The sequence below is a fragment of the Micromonospora vinacea genome (genome assembly GCF_015751785.1).
GTDB classification, from domain to species: domain Bacteria; phylum Actinomycetota; class Actinomycetes; order Mycobacteriales; family Micromonosporaceae; genus Micromonospora; species Micromonospora vinacea.
In genome coordinates this window covers 5394205-5409815 of the sequence record NZ_JADOTY010000001.1, presented here as the reverse complement: position 1 = coordinate 5409815, position 15611 = coordinate 5394205, and the positions used below count along the sequence as shown (strand labels likewise).

Annotated in this window: 10 protein-coding genes; 4 read left to right on the top strand and 6 right to left on the bottom strand. The window is 70.2% G+C overall.

Going from position 1 to position 15611, the window contains the following annotated elements:
• Window positions 1–168: 168 nt before the first annotated feature.
• The 4 genes from IW249_RS25425 to IW249_RS25410 are packed head-to-tail and all read left to right on the top strand — an operon-like array spanning window position 169 to window position 7449.
• Window positions 169–516 carry a CU044_2847 family protein gene (locus IW249_RS25425; protein ID WP_196923061.1) on the top strand — a complete coding sequence of 116 codons (348 nt, stop codon included), beginning with the start codon at window positions 169–171 and terminating at the stop codon, window positions 514–516.
• Entirely contained in the window at window positions 513–2270 is a 1758-nt protein-coding gene (locus IW249_RS25420) for a VMAP-C domain-containing protein (protein ID WP_196923060.1), read from the top strand. The genes IW249_RS25425 and IW249_RS25420 overlap by 4 nt, the downstream gene beginning before the upstream one ends.
• A gap of 9 nt (window positions 2271–2279) precedes the next feature.
• Window positions 2280–3290 carry an AAA family ATPase gene (locus tag IW249_RS25415; protein WP_307788703.1) on the top strand — a complete coding sequence of 337 codons (1011 nt, stop codon included), beginning with the start codon at window positions 2280–2282 and terminating at the stop codon, window positions 3288–3290.
• On the top strand, window positions 3280–7449 hold the full coding sequence (locus IW249_RS25410) for an SAV_2336 N-terminal domain-related protein (RefSeq protein WP_196923059.1): 4170 nt from the start codon (window positions 3280–3282) through the stop codon (window positions 7447–7449). Before IW249_RS25415 ends, IW249_RS25410 begins: the two co-directional genes overlap by 11 nt.
• Here IW249_RS25410 and IW249_RS25405 read toward each other — a convergent pair.
• From IW249_RS25405 to IW249_RS25380, 6 genes are all read right to left on the bottom strand, one after another.
• Window positions 7446–7628: a hypothetical protein gene (locus IW249_RS25405; protein ID WP_196923058.1), complete on the bottom strand. Its 183-nt coding sequence runs from the start codon at window positions 7626–7628 to the stop codon at window positions 7446–7448. The two genes, IW249_RS25410 and IW249_RS25405, sit on opposite strands and share 4 nt — an antisense overlap.
• A complete protein-coding gene (locus IW249_RS25400) occupies window positions 7615–9210 on the bottom strand; it encodes a hypothetical protein (protein WP_196923057.1) in 1596 nt (531 codons plus the stop codon). Before IW249_RS25400 ends, IW249_RS25405 begins: the two co-directional genes overlap by 14 nt.
• A 3-nt stretch (window positions 9211–9213) precedes the next feature.
• The gene (locus tag IW249_RS25395) at window positions 9214–11619 is read right to left on the bottom strand and encodes a GTPase-associated protein 1-related protein (protein ID WP_196923056.1); all 2406 of its coding nucleotides are present in this window, start codon (window positions 11617–11619) and stop codon (window positions 9214–9216) included.
• Window positions 11620–12825: a zinc ribbon domain-containing protein gene (locus tag IW249_RS25390; protein WP_196923055.1), complete on the bottom strand. Its 1206-nt coding sequence runs from the start codon at window positions 12823–12825 to the stop codon at window positions 11620–11622.
• Window positions 12825–13757, bottom strand: coding sequence for a hypothetical protein (locus IW249_RS25385; protein WP_196923054.1), 933 nt, complete (start codon window positions 13755–13757; stop codon window positions 12825–12827). Before IW249_RS25385 ends, IW249_RS25390 begins: the two co-directional genes overlap by 1 nt.
• Before the next feature lie 881 nt (window positions 13758–14638).
• Complete coding sequence (locus IW249_RS25380; RefSeq protein WP_196923053.1) at window positions 14639–15196, bottom strand: hypothetical protein; 558 nt, start codon at window positions 15194–15196, stop codon at window positions 14639–14641.
• Window positions 15197–15611: the final 415 nt, after the last annotated feature.

The window sequence follows — 15611 nt, the reverse complement described above, 5'->3', positions numbered from 1 at the left end:
CCTCCCACGCGAGCGACCCCCTGAACATAGGTCACCCGAGACAGGTTCGCGAGCGGGAGGGTCCTCCGTATCCGGAGCCGCAAGGAGCAGGTTGAGTCAGCGACCCGACAGCGGCTTTGTACACAGTGGTCGATGCTCAACCGAACCTGGGCTTCAATGGGAGGTTTGATGCCAACCGAGCTGATGCGTGTCCGCACCGAGGACGGGGAGGAAGTCGTCTTCGAAATCGACAGGCGAGAGAGCGGTTTCAGTGAGGCGGGGCTCGGTGCGGACCAGATCGTCGAGGCGCGGAAGCGATTCGAGGCGGGTCTACGAGAGATCAACGTCGCGGCGCAGAAAGCCCTCACGACCTTCCGCGAAGCCGTCCACCGACCGGACGACATCGAGATCGAGTTCGGGGTCAACTTCACCACTGAGGCCGGGGCCGTCTTCGCCAGGACGGGCGTCGACGCTCACCTCACGGTCAAGCTCAGCTGGTCGGGCGGTGCCTCGCGCACCGAGGTCGCCCAACGGTGAGTACCGCACCGCGGTGGCAGGTGCGAGTCGACGCTGCCGGCGGATCAGGCAGCGGCTTCCTGATCGATGCCCAACACATTTTGACCTGCGCGCACGTAGTGGGTGACGCGGCAGCCGTCAGGGTGTCGTTCCTGCAGCCCAGCCTCGGCGGCCTCGACGGTGACGTGGTGTTCCGGGGGCCCTGGTCAGCAGGCGAGGTCGACGAGGGCGACGTCGCGGTGATCCGCCTGACCGAGCCCGTGGAGGTGGAGCCGGCGCGGCTCGCACCACTGAACGGGGTGGAGATCTTCGCACGACAGGAACTCGGTGCGTTCGGCTTCCCCGACGGCTACCGGAAGACCGGCCAGATCGCCCACTTCCACGCCGATGCGTACCCCCGGCTGGCCGGGCAGGCGTGCCAGACCACCGCGAGCCAGACCAGAGGCACCCGTCTGGCACGCGGTTACAGCGGCTCGGCCGCCTACGTGCAGGGGACCTACGAGGTCGTCGGCATGGTGATCTCCGCCGACCGGGACCCGGACATGCGAACCGGCGTGGTGCTGCCGCTCGACGAGATCGGCCGGCACTGGCCACCCATCATCGACCGCATGCGCCTCGGCCCGTTCGATCCGATCGCGTACCGGGAGCTGCGTTCCATCCTGGACGGCCTGACGCTCCCCGACATGCGCCGGCTGCCGACGGCGGTGCTGGGGCACCCCACCCGGCTCACCCCCGACCTGCCGCAACGACCGATGAGCAGCGTGCTCGCCATGGTCGAGTGGATGGCGGTGAACACCACCTTCCCCGACGACGAGGTTGTCGACCTCGTCGTCACCCTCCTGCGGCGGATCGGCCTGAAGTCCCCCGAGCACAGCGCCGCCCTGCGCGAATGGGTGGGACGACACGGGTGGAATACGGAGGACGCGGCGCCGGTGGAGCCGGCAGTCGACGACCTCGGTCCCCGGCCAGGGTGGGTGGTGGTCCGGATCGCGCCGTCGGCGGAAGGGCGCAAGGCCCACCACGTCACCATCTGGACCGCCACGAACCCCGACGGTGGCCTGGACGAGCGGATCCTTGAGGAGACGGTCACCGAGGACAGGATCCAGGAGACCGTCGAGCAGCACCTGCCCGAGGCGTACCGGAAGATGGCGCACGCCACGTACGAGACGATCGCCGTCGAGTTCGTGCTGCCCCGTGGTCACCTCGGCTGGCCGGTCGACTCCTGGCGTGCCCTCGACGACCATGACCAGGTACCGCTCGGTTGGAGCCGGCCGGTCGTGGTGCGCGCCCTGGAATGGTTCGACACCACCGATCCGCGCATGATCGAGGAACGGACCCGACAGCTTCGCGAGCGTCCCGGCCACCTGAACGCCACGATGAGCTGGCGCGACTGCTCCCACCGCACCGGGGAACTGCGGAAGTTCAAGGCGTGGTTGCGCTCCGCGAATCGCCCGCTGGCGCTCGGGCTGGCGGGCCGCTGGACAGAGCCGGACCGGGTCGGCTCCGCGGTGGCGAGTGGCCTGCCGGTCCTGCTGTGGCAGCGGACGGCCTGCGCCTGCCCCGACACCGAGACCATCTGCGCCAGCCGGCGTTTCAGCGGCACGATGGCCAGCCGACTGGGCGACATCCGCAGCGAGGAGTTGCCCGCGCGGGTCCGCGACCTGCGGGTGGAGGCCGGCGAACTCGACGACGAGGACGAACACTGCGGCCGCGACGTCACCCTGCTGTGGGACGAACCTCGGCGTCGACCGACCGGCCTGAGCTTCGCGGAGTGAGGAGTGAGCGTGTCCGAGAAACCAGGATGGTGGATCTATGAAGGCACCGGAGTTCCTCACGACGGTGTCGATCGGCTACCCGCCCCACCGCCGTGGCGGGTCTTCGACGAAACCGCCACCCCCACCGCGCCGCAGGTGAACGAGACCGAGGCGGACATCCGTCGCGGTGCGAACTATCGGCCGGACCCGGCCACCGTCGAACTGGTGAACGCCGCCCTGTACCTGCGTCGTCCACTGCTGGTGACGGGCCACCCGGGCACCGGAAAGTCGACGCTCGCGACGGCGATCGCCCACGAGCTGAAACTCGGCCGACCCCTGCGCTGGAACATCACCAGCCGGGTGACCCTGAAGGACGGCCTGTACCAGTACGACCCGTTGGCACGGCTCTACCAGACCAGCCGACGTGCCGACGGCAGCGCCGCACCTTACGACGGTGAGGACCTGGGCCGTTTCATCCGGCTGGGTCCGCTGGGCACCGCCCTGCTGCCCTCGACCAGACCCCGGGTGCTGCTGATCGACGAGATCGACAAGGGCGACCTCGACCTTCCCAACGATCTGCTCACCATCTTCGAGGACGGCGCGTACGAAATCGGCGAGCTGGTGCGGCAGTCGGACCGTGCCGCCGACGCCCAGGTGATGACGGCGGACAGCACCCATCGTGTGCCCGTCCATCAGGGGCAGGTCAGGTGTCGCGCCTTCCCGGTCATCGTCATGACCAGCAACGACGAACGGGAGTTCCCACCCGCGTTCCTCCGGCGGTGCATCCAGGTCACCCTCCCGCAGCCTGACGAGGACAAGCTGACAAGCATCGTCGACGCGCACCTTGACGGTCTCGCCCAGGACAGCGCAGACCTGATCGACACCTTCCTCGCGCGTCGGGAGCCGGGCGACCTCGCCACGGACCAGTTGCTCAACGCGATCTACCTGACCGACCAGGCAGGCCGCTCCGGCGGTGTGGACCGGGTGCAGCTGGCCGAGAAGGTGATGACACACCTGTCCCGCCGGTCCGATGACGATTGACAGACTCCGCGACGCCATTGTCGCGGCGGGTGGTGATCCGACCGCACGGGACCTCGCGGAGACGCTCTGGCTCGGCCACCATCTGCGACCACGCGCCCCTGCCGTGCAGCCCGGACCGGCGGCGGACGCCCCGGCTGAGCCCGAGCCGGTCGACGACGCTCTCGACGACGCGCCGGCACCGCTCAGCGGGGCGGACCCAGCGCCCGCGCCGGTGCCGCCCCGTCCGCCGACACCCACCAGCCTGCACGTACCCCCGTCCCGGACCGGAACGGCGACGGCCGCCGAGGTCGCGGTACCCCGCTCGATCGCGCTCGCCGACCGACTGGGATTCCAGCGATCGTTGCGCCCGCTGATGCGAAGGGTGCCGAACCGGCGGCTCGACGTCCTCGACGAGGAGGCGACGGTACGTGCCGTCGCCGAACACATGCTGGCCGAACAACCCTGGCGTGCGGTGCTGACACCGTCGACCGAGCGGTGGCTTGACGCGGCAGTGGTGGTGGACAGCACCGCCTCCATGACGCTGTGGCGGGACCTGGCCACGAGCGTGGCCGACACCCTCGCCTCCTCCGGGGTATTCCGGCAGGTCAGCAGGTGGCGGCTGCACGGCGATGACGCCGCGGTCGATGCCGTGCTGTCGAGCTGGCGTGGGGAAGCGCGTCGTCCCGCCGAACTCATCGACCCCACCGGACGGCGCGTCGTCATCGTCATCAGCGACTGCGTCCACCGGATCTGGCACACCGGTGCGGCGGGTGCCTTCCTCCACCGCTGGGCCCGGCACGGTCCAGTGTCGATCCTGCAACCGTTGCCGGAACGCATGTGGTCCCGTACCGGCGGACGGACCGTGGTGGGGGCGCTCAGCGCTCCACGCCCGGGCGCACCCAACACCGACCTGCGGTTCGCCGCGTTCGACGGCCTACCCGCCTCCGACGGCACCGTGGTGCCGGTCCTGGAGATCTCGCCACGCTGGGTCGGCCGCTGGACCCGGCTCCTCTCCGGTACGACGGCGGTGACGGCTGCGGTGACCGTGGTCACCGGCGAACGAACCCCCAGCATGCCGGTCCGGGAACGGGTGGCGCCCAGTCCGACCGACCGGGTCCGGCACTTCCGCTCGTCGGCGTCACCCGAGGCGTTCCGTCTCGCCGGCTACGTCGCGATGAGCGAGCCGGTGCTGCCGGTGATCCGCTACATCCAACACGCTATGTTCCGCTCCGCCCCGCCGTCACAACTGGCGGAGGTGCTGCTCAGCGGCCTGCTGCGGGTCGTCGACGGGCAGGCTGGACGCTACCGGTTCGTCGAGGGAGTCCAACCCCTGCTGCTGGACACGCTGCAGCGTCCCGACCTGTTCCGTGCCGGGGAACTGCTGGACGAGCTGTCCCAGGCGGTGCAGGCCCGGGTGGGGGTGGCCCGCGACCACTTCACCGCGCTCACCCCGGGCCCCGGGCGGGCCGCGATCACGACCGACAGCCGTCCCTTCGCGGTGATCAACAACATTGGCCGGGCGCGACTGGATCGCGTCGCAGCACGGACAACCGGACCCGCCGTAGCTCCGCTCACCGATACCGCGGAACTGGCCGACACTGGCCCTGCCGACCCGGGCCTCGACCCGGTGTCGGGTGACGCGGCTGGCGAGGATCCTGCGGCGCGCGACGTGGCCGCGGCGACGGACGCACCGGCGGACCTGCTGGCTCCACACCACCGGGTGGTGCGTTTCAGCGGCCGTTCGGCCGAACTGGCCGACCTGCGACGGTGGTGCGACAGCCCCGGCTCGGCGGTGCGGGTGATCACCGGCGGCGCCGGCCAGGGCAAGACCAGACTGGTGCTCGAACTTCTCGACACCCGTGAGGGGCGCTGGCGGAACGCTCCGGTGTCCGACGCCGACACGGCAGACGGCGGGCTGGTCGTGGTGGACCACGCCGATAGGCGACCGGACGCGGTGCGCCGGGAGCTGGCCCGTGCGGCACACGGCACGAAGCCGCTTCGTCTGCTCCTGCTCGCCCGTTCCGCCGGCGACTGGTGGCAGGAACTGCGCCGCACCGATCCCCTGTCCCGGGAGGGAACCGTCCGGCAGTTGCCTGCGCCCTGGGCGGCCGGGCGCGCCCGGCAGGCCGCCCTCAGCGACGCCCTGACCGACCTGGCGGCACGGTTGGACGCCGGCTCCGGCACCGACTACTGGCGGCGGCACGCCGCCTCGATCACCCTGCCCAACGCCGACGACGACCATTACTCCGCCCCCGTCACGCTGCACCTGGCCGCGCTGCGACTCCTCGTTCGCACCGGGACGGAGCGACCTCCCATCTCCGTAACGGAGGTCGTGGCCGCGATGGTCGCCCAGGAGCGCCGGTACGGCGAGGGCACTGCCGTGGCCGCCCGGATCTCGTACGCGCGACCGGGCCAACTCGACGAGTACCTGGGGGCGGCCGCCCTCTACGGCGCGGACCGGATCACCGACGCCCATGAGGTCGTGCGGCGGATCCGCCCGGAGGACGCCAACGACCGGGCCACCGTGCACCGCCTGGCGACCTGGCTGCACGAGCTGTATCCGGGCGCCGACGGCGGATACTGGGGGCCGGTCGAGCCCGACGCGGTGCGACACGATCTCGCGGTGACCGCCGCGTTGCGCAACCCTGCCGTGGTCACGGGCATCATGGGGTTCTGTACGCCGGCGCAAGCTGGTCGAGCGATGACGGTGCTCGGCCCGGCGTGTCACCGGCACCCACACCTCGCCGAACCACTCTGGCAGGTGGTACGCGAGCAGCCGGCTCTCCTGGTGATGTTGCTGCAGGCGCTCGCTACCACTGCCCAAACCCTGCCACCGGCCCTGGCGGACCGGCTCCGCGGGTTGGTGCAGGATCCCCGCACCCCGCATCCGATGATGCGGGCCGTGGCCGAGGGCATGCCCGACCCTGGGCCTCTCTTCGCCGGCCAGCCGGCGGCCGAGTCGGCCACGCTCGTTCAGGGCGCCCGCCGACTGGGCGAGATCGACCGTTACCTGCCCTGGCTCGCGGAGGCGCTCGGTCAGCACCGTCGGCTCCTGCTGGCCAACAGATCCGACGCGGACGTGCTCGACGTGCTGGCCGACGAGGTGGACCTGTGGCAACGGATCGTCGACGCCGCCAGGCAGTCGGCTTCGCCGCGGTTGGTGCAGCGGCTGACCTCGACCCTGGATGCCTGGGCCGACCAACTGCACCGCGCCGGTCTGACCGTGCAGGCGCTCACCGCCACGAACCGGGCGGTGACGCACCATCACCAGATTCACCTCGACCAACCGGACAGCCACCTCACCCCGGTGTGCGCCAGCGAGATCCGGCAGGCATGGCTCCTCGGTGAGCTGGACCGCACCGAGGAGGGTCTCGCCGCGGCGCAGTCGGCCGTACGGCACGCGCGGCTGCTCGTCGACGCGGAACGACGCCGCAGCGACCGGACGACCGGGACGGGCGAAGGATCGGCGCACGACCAGGCAGCGGTCCTCGGTCATCTCGGTGACGCGCTCGGCACTCTGGCCGCTCTACACCGGCTTCGCCACGATGCCGCGTCCGCTCTCGCGGTGGAGGACGAGCGGGTGGACCTGCACCGCCAACTCGTCACCGGCAGCCAGGTCAGCCAGGTCCCGGCCCTGGCGAAAGCCCTGCTGAGGCAGGCCATGGACCTCGGGGAGGTCGGGTCGCCGCAGGCGGCGCTGACGGCTGCGGACGAGGCCGTAGGGCTCTACCGCACCCTCGTGGCGGGCGGGAGCACCGCCGTCCTCGCGGCACTGGCGACGGCCCATCACTGTCGAGCCGTCCTGCTGCACGACCTCGAACGGCGCGACGAAGCCACCCTGGCGTTCCGCGACGTGGTGCTCATCCACCGCCGACTTGCCACCGCCGACCCGGCCCGCTATGGGAAGGACCTGGCGGCGGTACTCGGGCAGCAGGCCGGCCTGCTGCTGGAGGCCGGCGACGTCGGAGCGGCCATCGAGGCGCTCACCGAGAGCTGCGAGATCCGGGGTCGATTGTTCCGCGACGACGCGGCGAACGTCACGCTGCGCGACCGCCTGGCGCGGGAGCACCGCCAACTCGCCGGCCTGTGGGAGCGGGTCGGCGACGAGACGCACGCCAACCGCCACCGGGTGCAGGCTCGCCTGCTCGACGAGGGACGACGCGCCCGCGGTCAGGGCTAGCTCAACGGGCTCCACACCCACCAGGAGGCCCGCAACACGTCTGCCATGGTGCGGGAGATCGCCTGCGGCAGGCCGACCCACACCGACCACGCCACCAACGCCATCGCGGCGGCGAACGTCAGGACCAGGATGGCCAGTCGGGTCGTCCGATAGGAGGTGGGCAGGTCAGCGGAGCGCACTTGTCACCTCCGAGCGGAGGGCTCGCTCGCCGCGCAGCAGCCACATCAGCGGACCGGGCGACGGCGGGTCGCTCTGGCCGTGCAGGAAGTACCGGACCTCGCCGAAGTCCCGGTTCGCCGACATCAGGAGACCGTCGAGGCCCTGCTCGACCAGCAGTCGCTCGATCTCCGTCGAACCCGCTCGAAGCGGTGCGACCCCCGGTAGCAGGCTGAGCAGGTCACCCTTGGACACCACTATGGCGAGCCGGCAGCGGCTCGTGTCGACCCCCCGATACCGCATGCCCACGACCACTGCCTCGTACGAGTCCACCAGATCGTGCTCGGCGACCCGCACGATCGGCACCAGGTGCGGCGGCAGCCCGGCCACCTGCTCACGCACCCTTGGCAGTGACAGGGGGTCGAGGACGAAGACGAAGTTCCGCGTGTTGTCCAGGTAGCCGTAGTTCGCACAGATCTCCCGGTCGACGAGGCCCCGGCCGGGCGCGTCGAACACCTGCACCCGTTGCGGGGCGCGGTGGGCCTGCAGCGTCACGCCGACGGCTCGCGGCCCACCGCGCTCGTCGCGCCATCGCACGACGGCGCAGCGGTCCGGGGGGAAACGTGCGGCAAGTGCGGCCACCATGGCGTCGACAAGCGTGGACTTCCCCGCGTCGGGTGCACCGAAGACTGCCACTCTGATCTCGGTGGCCCGCCCGGTACTGGTGGCCAACGGGGTGTCGCACTTGGGACACCGCGCCGTGAGCCGCGCGCCCGCCGACGCCTGCCGGACCGGCAACGACGTTCCACAGCCACAGCGCCGCCGCCACAGCCCCTGCATGCCGGGCCGCAGCGCCCGGTGCCGGTCAGAACCCGTCGGGGCGCTCGACGGGTGGGTCGTCGGGCAGGCGAAGACCGGCAGGTCGACCAGGTAGTAGCAGTGCGTACAGCAGGTCTGTGTGTGCCAGGAGGCCCGCCACCGCCGATCGACGACGCGCAACCCCGCCGTTACCGTGGTCCCGAAGATCCAGATCGACACGAAGACCGCCACGACGACGACACTGAGCACGGCGACGCCGGTCACCACCCCCACGGTGAGGCCGGCGAGCCCCGCGCCGGGCAGGGCGAGCACCGGCCAGGCCAGCAGCACCGTCCAGGTTCGGGTCCGGGTCGACCCGTCCGGGCCGGCGCCGTCGGAGGAATTGTGCCCATAACGCCTGTGGTAGCGGGGCAGTCGGGGCAGCGACCGCCACGTGGAGGTCCACGACCGGGTCACGTGGCGGTGGCAACGCTCGACGACGGCCCACAGGTCGTACCCCGCCTGCCAGACGGCGTAATGCGACCAGGCGTAGTCGATGTGGCGCGACGAGGACCTGCGGGGGCGCACCGCCGTGAACTGGTCCCGCGGGGTACGCGCCCGCGGCGGGTCGAGCAGCCCGCCGTACGTCCGGGTGGTCTCGACCAGGGCGAGGACCAGCCCTGCGAGGAAGCCGGCCGACAGGACATAGAGCACGTACGGCGTCAGGATGATCACGACCAAGCCGTACAGGGCCACCACGATGAGCAGCGCCAGCAGGACGAGCGGGATGGCGAGCAGCCCAGGCATCCATCACCCCCGTCTACGCTGCCGCAGGCGCCTGACCAGCCCACGCCGGTGCGAGCGCGCGAACGTCTTCCACAGTGCCGACCACATCGGCCCCAGCCCGTCGATGTGCGTCGTTATCTCCCGGAACCGCTTCTCCGAACAGCGGGACACCACAGTTCGCACCTGCCGATCAAGGTCGGCGCGTACGCCCGGCTGGATCATCGAGGCCATCACGGCCGACTGCGACCCGATGTTCAGCAGCACGAATGCCAGGGCGACGTGTGCGGGGTTGGAGTTGTTCATCAACTCCCCGCACAGCTTGCGGGAACAGGGTTCGGTGAGCTGCTGGACGTGCACGTGGGTGAGCACGGTCAAAGCCACCGCGACCACCGGCGCCCGCGTTATCGCCTCGCAGAGGTCCGGCATCTGCGCCCACGCCAGATGTGGTGACACGTCGTCCAGGGCCCTGAGCAGCGCCGACCCGTCGAACGTCGGGTCGGCCAGCTGGTCGAACACGTAGGCGAGTGCACGGTGCCCGGTGATGGCGTGGAGCGTGTCCACCTGCGGCACCCACAGGCCGTGCGCTATCACGACAAGCGCCGCGTCGATGTACTCCCGCTTTGATCGGTAGTCGATGACCTCCTGGTGCAGCAACGCGAACACCCGTGAGTCCAGTGGGGTGTCGCGGGGCAGCAGGTGCGCCAACAGGTGCGCCTCGGCACGGCTGACGGCACGGTGTGTCCAGATGACCGAGGCGGTGCGGTTCACCATCGCCACCGGGCGCGTTGCGGCCAACGCGGTGCGCAGGCACTGTTCGACCAGGTCGAGCTGCTGGCGTGCGGGCAGATGGCGCAGGGCGGCCTCCACCACCGCCGCGTCCAACGGCTCGTCGAGTCGCATGGGTTCGCGCAACAGCACGTCCCACCAACTGTCGCCGAGGTCGTACGCCCGGTCCGGCTCGTGCGCCAAGCGCTCGCCGAGTTCGTGGCGCAGGAGCCGCTGGATCTCTTCCGCGCAGGCCCACGACGCGACCTGGTATGCGTGATCCGGGTTGTCAGCCCAGTCCAGCACGAAGCGATCCAGGCCGGGTTGCAGATCGGCGAGTGGGGGACGGAGCCCGAAGCGCCCGCACAGCCGGAGCAGGGTCTCGAACATGGGCGGCTCGGCGAGGCGCATCTCCCTGATGATCGCGGCGAGTAACCGCTCGTGCTCGGCCGGAGTCCACTCACCGCTGAGCGGGGGGGCTCGCTCGGGGCGGACGACACCCGCCACCGTCGCCTCGCGCAACTCGGCCTCGATCAGAGCGAGCCGCACCTGCGCCGCTCGATGCCATGATGTGGTGGCGCGGCTGACCTCGTCGAGGCTGCGCAGCACCTCCACCGGCCACTGCGACGACGCCGCCACCAGGAGGTCGACGATGCCGCTGCCGTAACGCCTGACCAGCTGCGGCGGCCCCTGCCGCAGCCAGCCGACCAATCCGGCAGCCTTCTCCGGAGGGGGGCGGCGGCCAAGGATGGCCGCGAGAGCGACAGTGGTACCACCGTCGTCGTCGAGCCCGGACGCCGCTGCGACCTCGACGGCATCCACCACGTCCATCGGGTCCTCGGCGAGGAACAGCTCCGTCCACTGCCGCGCCGCTCGGGTGTGGGTGACCCGACTCCAGTCGTGCCGGACCAGGTCGAACACGGCGTAGCCCTGATCGTTGTCGAGCGTGGCCTCCGCCCCACCCCAGTCGGGATGCACGGCGAGGATTCGATGCGGCGCGAATGCGGGATTGAGCGTGAACACCTTGAACCCGATCCGCAGGGCCTCCCGCTGCGGTATCAACAGGGTGACCGCGGTGATCCATCGCATCACCTCGGCCGCCTCACGGGCGACGAAGAGAACCCGCCGGCCAAGCTGGCCGGAGGGAGGGCGCAGCGTCGACAACAGCGCCCCGAGCAACTCATCTCCGTCGGGTGCGCCGCGAACGAACGTTTGCGCCTCGGCCGCGCCGAAGGAACCCGGATGCCAGCCCGGGAGCAGTGCCGGGCATTGCGTGGTCCGTGCCGGCTCAGCGGTCCAGAACGGCGCACCAAACATCTGGGCCGGCCGCACGAGGCCGTACGCGGCCGGGTCGTCGGTGACGATGGCATGGGTGAGCTGGTTACCCTCCCGGCCCCCCACACTCTCACGACCCAGGTAGACGCCGGCGGCGGTGGCAAGCAACCCGTCCCAGACGTGGGCGAACGAGGCGGGGTAGTCGCTGACCGGGCGACGCTGCCCCATCCACCGCGGCGGCGGCTCGTAGAGCAGGTTCCGCTGCACGACGGCCTCCGCGTTCCGGTCCGCGCCCGCCGACCGGGCCTGGAACTGGAGACCAGGTGTCCCGCGGAGCCCCTGGCCCTCCCGGCAATCCGTCCAGATCAGCGCCTCGAACCGCCCCGTCATTCAGCGCTGCCTTGGTACGACGCCGAAACGGCGAAGGCTGAGCAGCCAGAGCAACGGCTCGTCGACCCGGTACGGGCGAACACCTCCGGGCTCGACCATGGCGTTGTCGTAATCCGGTGGGGCCCCCAGCGCGGAGACAAAGAAGTACCGGAAGGTCGTGTAGTTCATTCGCAGGTGCTGCTCGATGTCGTCGCCCTGCCAGTCCCGAAGCAGGGCGGCAACCTGCTCGTGGGTGGCCCGGCCCACCTGTTCGTCGTACGCCGGCCCACGCTTCGGCTCATGGCACAGCGGGTGGTCCCGGCCCAAGACATCAAAGAAGGCATCCATCTTGGCGAACGCGACCGCGACCGGCTTGGTGATCCGCTGACTGCCGCCCACTCCGTTGCTGGAACGCAGGCTCTGGGTGAGTCGGTCGACTACCGCGATGGTGTCCTCCTTCGACCGGATCGCCGAAGGCGGTAGTCGAAGCCGCTCCCGCGCCTCGGGCAGCATGAACGGGTCGAGCAGCAGGATCAGGCCGTCGGCGGCGCCGATGTAGGCCAAGTCGTTGGCGCCGCTGAGGGTGCCGACATCCTCGCCCGCCGTGTCGTGGAACGACAGGTAGCTGGTGCGGTACACCGGCTTGCGCCGCCACCGACGGCGCTCACCCCGCCACTCGAACACCAGCGGACTCTGCCGGCCGCCAACCGCGGGCGGGGTCGCCTCGAACAGCTTGTGCTCGGTGAACATCCGGTCGACGTTCTGCTCCAGCCACGCCCGCGGAGCTTTGAAGCCACCCTGCCCGTCGCCGGTCATCCTGATGTCCGCGCCGAACCGACGACGCAGGTCGCGGCTGCGCATCTCATGAGCGAGAACCGTGAGGTAGACGGTCTTGCCGGTGCCCTTCCCGCCGAACATGGCGATCATCGGGCTGGACGCCTCCCCAAAGTTGGGCGGCACCGGGGTGTGGCAGGAGGGGCACGCTCGGATCCCCGTGCGGCCACCGCAGTCCGGGCACCAGGCGATCCGTGCCGGCCGGAGACGCTGGTTGCGTGGGGGTGCGAAGACCGGAAGCATCGTCTCGGTGAAACCGGTCATGTTGTGGCGCGCCGTGTCGGTGCCGGGCGCGCAACCCTTGTGGTCCGCGTCGCCCTTGCCCAGGCACTGGAACCACAACGCCGAGCCGTCGATGCGCTCGTAACAGAACGGGCAGGCGACGTTTACCACTATGTCAACCTCATCGATTCGACGGGAGGACCGGTGACCACTGTCGGTACCGGACCGCGCAGGAAACACCGGACCCAGTACGGGTCTTGACGCCGGGGCAGCACCGGAACGGGGATCGTCAACTCTCGAGCCTGGTGGGCGACCAGGCTGAGGCCCTCGTGCTCGACGAGCACGGTCCCGTGATCCGCGGACGGCGGCATCGCGAGATCCGTGCCGAGCACGACGGTGAGGACGAGGTCGACGAGATCCGTCTCCGCCCGCAGCCGGACAGCGAGATCCCGCCGGCCGAACCTCCACAGCCGGTGCCGGGTCAGGGTGTACGAGACGGGTATCGACCGCGGTGGTAGCTCGACTTCGCGGGCCCGCGAACACGCCTCGTCGGCGGCGACTGCGGTGAGCACCGAGACCCGGACCACCCCCGGATCCAGGGCGGCCGGGATGCGAAAACCGTTAGACCCCGCGTAGCCGGAGCGGGTGACCTGATCCTGTCGTACGCCACCTGACGCCGTCCACTCGACAGTCGCCAGTCTCGACCCCTCCGGCCAGACCCAGGTGACGATGACGTCGTCGCCGCGGCGTTCGGCCCTCAGTCTGCGGACCGGTTCAGCCAGACCAAGCGCAACGAACCGACCAACCACAGCCTGGTCCCGCTCCACCAGGTACGGCACGTAGAGGTGGTAGCCCACCGGCACCTCGGCGAGGAGACTCACCTCGCCGTCGTGCACCTGGTGGGTGCCCGCCAGCTCGGTGCCGAACGCCGTCAGCGCCGACACGGGGAGGACGCTGCCGGACGGCCATGGCGGCGGCGTCTCCGCCCAGCGGATCCCCAACCCCTCGGCATCCGTCGCTGACCAGGACACCCGCACCTGGCACCTGTCGTCACGGGCACCGAGCGCCTGGATGGTGAGTTCGGCGGGTTGGACCGACCGCACCCACTCGTTCAGCTTTGGAGGCGCACCTGCCTGCCGCGTGGCGGCCCCCGCATCCGATGCTCCGTCCGACACCTGCGGCGCACCGTCCGGGGAGCCACCGCTCCCGGCGACCCGACCGCGTCGAACGGCAGGTCGCTGTGGTTCACGCGGGACAGCGGCGCCGGAGTCGTCGAGGCGGGCACGGATGAAGTCACGTGCCTCGGCCCGCCACCCAGGAGCGTCATCCGGGACCTCGGAGCGTGGCTCGGCAGGCCGAGGTGGCTCCGCCCGAGCCAGGCTCGGCGGGGGTATCCGCGACGGCCGCCCCGCATCGCTCCGCGTCGCCGTCGCCTGCTCCTGCCACCACGCGGGGTCGTAAATCAAGGCACCGACGTTGCGAACGAGTGCCTCGTCGGCCTGAATCAGCAATTGGCAGATCTCTGCCCGGCTGTCCGGCCCTACGGCGCGGTCCTGCCAGAACTGTCGTAGCTGCCTGAGATGTACGGCCAACTGCTCGGCGGTCCAGCCGGGCTCGACCGCGTAGCGCAGGAGAAGGTCACCGGCGGGGAGTCGTCCGTGTCGACCGCGCAGCGGCTTGATGACCTCGCGGTCGTAACGCTCGGCGTCGAACGCCATCAAGTTAGCAAACGCCGGTCTGCGGCTGAACGAAACAGTCGAAGACACTGTTCATATCCACTGTGGACCATCACCGCCTATTCATTCACGACAACGACTTGAGATCATCACAATCCTGAAGGTGTTTACAAGCATCTGTCAGTCCACGGACACTCCGACTTCGCGAGGAGACATCGCTGGCCGGCACCCCGGGTTGCGGGTGCCGGCCAGCGGTCGGTGTTCTCACGGTCCTACCGTGCTGTGGTGCTTCCGTGCGGTGGCGGGGGTCAGCTGTTCCAGTGCTGGCCGACCAGATCGGTGGCCTGCTGCTCCCACTGGGCGTACGCGTCCGGGTACGCGGAGACCTGGACGGTCTGCGCGGCGTCGGTCAGGGCCATGTCCTGCCACCCGTCGACCTGCTTCAGACCCTTCAGGAACGCGGTCGTCGAGTACTCGGGGTTGGTGATCTGTTCCGGGGTGCCCCAACCACTGGAGGGGCGCTGCTGGAACAGGCCCAGCGAGTCGTGGTCGTTGCGGTCGCCGAGGTGGCCGAGGTTCTCCAGCTTCGACTCCTGCAGGCTCGTCGCGATCGAGATCACCGCGGCCCGCTCCGGCAGACCGGCCTTCTTCGTGGCGGCGATGATCGCCTTGACGTTGGCGGTCTGCTCATCGTTGAGGCTGATGTGGGACTGGTCGCCCTGCGGCTTCGGCGCCTGCACAGCCACGGCGACGGGCTTGGCATCCACCGGGGTGGCGGCGTGGGCGGCGATCGGACCGGCGAACACACCACCGGCGAACGCGAGACCAGCAACAGACAGCATGCTCTTACGGAAGATCGTGTTCATGAGGGGTAGCTCCTTCGGGGGTAGGAACACCCCAACCACCAGGGGGCGGCGGCAGGGTGTGAGCACCTCGTCCGGCGCTGCACGTACAAAGGGGAAAAGTCTGGGGGGTCGGCGACCTCGCGAGCCGGGGGGCTCGTGGCGCCGGGACCCTGTGTAACGACCGGCGGGCCCAGGTCATTCCGGGGTTGGCCCATCCATCGGCACCCTCAACAAGGCGATGCCTGCGGTCGGTCGTGGGGACTGCAACGACCGGGCGCGGGTCGGCATTCCAACCCGCCGGACCTGCATCCCAACCCCATGCGGGGCGGGTGGCGGGTCGTGGTGCTGCGATCGTCAGGGTATGTAACGACCCCGCCCCGGCCATGATTCCAGCCCACCGGTGCACCCGGTCACAACCCACACCGCCCACCAGCGA

What these genes read in the sequence shown, in the direction of transcription:
- IW249_RS25380 (WP_196923053.1), bottom strand. Translation starts at nt 15,196, where the DNA reads ATGAACACGATCTTCCGTAAGAGCATGCTGTCTGTTGCTGGTCTCGCG.
- IW249_RS25425 (WP_196923061.1), top strand. Translation starts at nt 169, where the DNA reads ATGCCAACCGAGCTGATGCGTGTCCGCACCGAGGACGGGGAGGAAGTC.
- IW249_RS25395 (WP_196923056.1), bottom strand. Translation starts at nt 11,619, where the DNA reads ATGACGGGGCGGTTCGAGGCGCTGATCTGGACGGATTGCCGGGAGGGC.
- IW249_RS25410 (WP_196923059.1), top strand. Translation starts at nt 3,280, where the DNA reads ATGACGATTGACAGACTCCGCGACGCCATTGTCGCGGCGGGTGGTGAT.
- IW249_RS25400 (WP_196923057.1), bottom strand. Translation starts at nt 9,210, where the DNA reads ATGCCTGGGCTGCTCGCCATCCCGCTCGTCCTGCTGGCGCTGCTCATC.